2 protein-coding genes are annotated in these 1557 nt (G+C 62.7%); one reads left to right on the forward strand and one right to left on the reverse strand.

Going from position 1 to position 1557, the window contains the following annotated elements:
- Positions 1-478 precede the first annotated feature (478 nt).
- Positions 479-1216 carry an enoyl-CoA hydratase/isomerase family protein gene (locus J4F42_19915; protein MCE2487786.1) on the reverse strand — a complete coding sequence of 246 codons (738 nt, stop codon included), beginning with the start codon at positions 1214-1216 and terminating at the stop codon, positions 479-481.
- 150 nt (positions 1217-1366) lie between these two features.
- Here J4F42_19915 and J4F42_19920 point away from each other — a divergent pair.
- On the forward strand, positions 1367-1557 hold a 191-nt coding region (locus tag J4F42_19920), incomplete at its 3' end, for a hypothetical protein (GenBank protein MCE2487787.1).

Consider the following 1557-nt stretch of genomic DNA (forward strand, 5'->3'; position numbering starts at 1 on the left):
ACGAGCTGGAGATTACCTGGATGGTCGATACGACGCGTACCGACGCGGCCGCAATCCGGGCCTATCGCGACCTTGGGGTGCACGGCTTATACGTGACTGCGGCCAGCGCCGATCCCGACGAGGTGTGCGCGATCATGCGCGAGTTTCCAAAGAAGGTGCAGGACGCGGTGGGCTGATCGTATATCATGGCACAGAGCCCGCTCCGGCTCCGGTCATGACGAGTGGACGAGAGCCTGACCCCGATCTTCGGGAGACTATGGTTGGCACGGTTGGCCTAGAGCGTTTCACGTTAGGCTGTAGCCCTGCTGTTCCGCTCTCGTCATGCCGGACGTGATCCGGCATCCAGAGGCCGGGAGGCTGGGAGCCTGGATTCCTGCTTGCGCAGGAATGACGGACAGCTACACAGCATCGTTATTTGCTCTAGTTGCGGCCCCCGTCAAATTGCTCTGAGTCCGAACGGCCCGGCTCCCGGACCTGGTCACCCCTCATCCTGCTCCGGCCACGAGTCGAGCGCTCCCAGCCCTTCGAGCGCCAGACCGTAGCCGAGCTGATCCAGCATCAGCCGTTTGAGCTGCTGAGTAAGGGCGACTCTGGCGTAGCGCACGCTGAGCCGCGGCTGCCGCGCGATCTGCTCGGCCAGCTCCCAGGCCCGGGCCGGCAGCCGCTCGGGGGCCACGACCTCGTTTACCACCCCGAGCCTGAGCGCCTCTTGGGCCGACAGTTGCTGGCCGGTGAGCAGAAAGTAGCGCCCCCGGTTGATGCCCAACACCAGCGGCCAGACCACATGGACGCAGTGGGGCGCATCCTGAAAAAAGGCCCGCTCCGAGGCCAGCACAATATCGCACACCACGGCCAGCTCGGCGTGGATAATCGCCGGGCCGTTGACCGCAGCGATCATTGGTACCTCGATATCCAGCAGATTCATCAGCAGGCGTTTGGCGTCGGCGGTCATATACCCCCACTGGCGGGCGACGATCCGACCAAAGCCGTCGGCGACAAACTCGGCGGTAAACGCGTCGCCCGTCCCGGTCATGATGATGACCCGGTTATCCGGGTCGCTGCCGATGTCGGCAAAACACGCTCCAAACTCGGCGTGAGGTCCGGGTCCCCATTGCAGCGGGCCGCCCCCAGTATGAAAACGGATCTGGAGAATCCCGTTGCGGCGCTCCATATGGACGTGTTTGTACTTGCTGGCATAGTCCTCAAAGCTGGCCATGGCTCTCCCCCTTCTCACTCTCGCCACAGCGGTCCAAGCCGCCCGGCGATACTGCCTGTGTATCACAAGCGGTCCGCTGAGGCTTGACAGCGCCAAGCCTCAGGCAGAATAATCTCTGCTCAAATCCGAGGTGTTCATAAAGGGGGGAGTATGCCGTTCCAGTTACGTTACAGTATTGACGATCAGGACATCACGGTTGTTGCCATCGGTCTGTTTGTCGCGCCAAACAAGATGTTACTGGAACTGATGCGCTTGGGAGTGCGGGTGATCCTGGTCGAACCGATCATCGGCGCCCACAAGCACCGCGGCCTGCCCGACCGCGACCGCGGTCCGCTCAGCCG

This window comes from Desulfurellaceae bacterium, from assembly GCA_021296095.1.
In the GTDB taxonomy this organism is placed as follows: Bacteria; Desulfobacterota; Binatia; order Bin18; family Bin18; genus JAAXHF01.

What these genes read in the sequence shown, in the direction of transcription:
- J4F42_19915 (MCE2487786.1), bottom strand. Translation starts at nt 1,216, where the DNA reads ATGGCCAGCTTTGAGGACTATGCCAGCAAGTACAAACACGTCCATATG.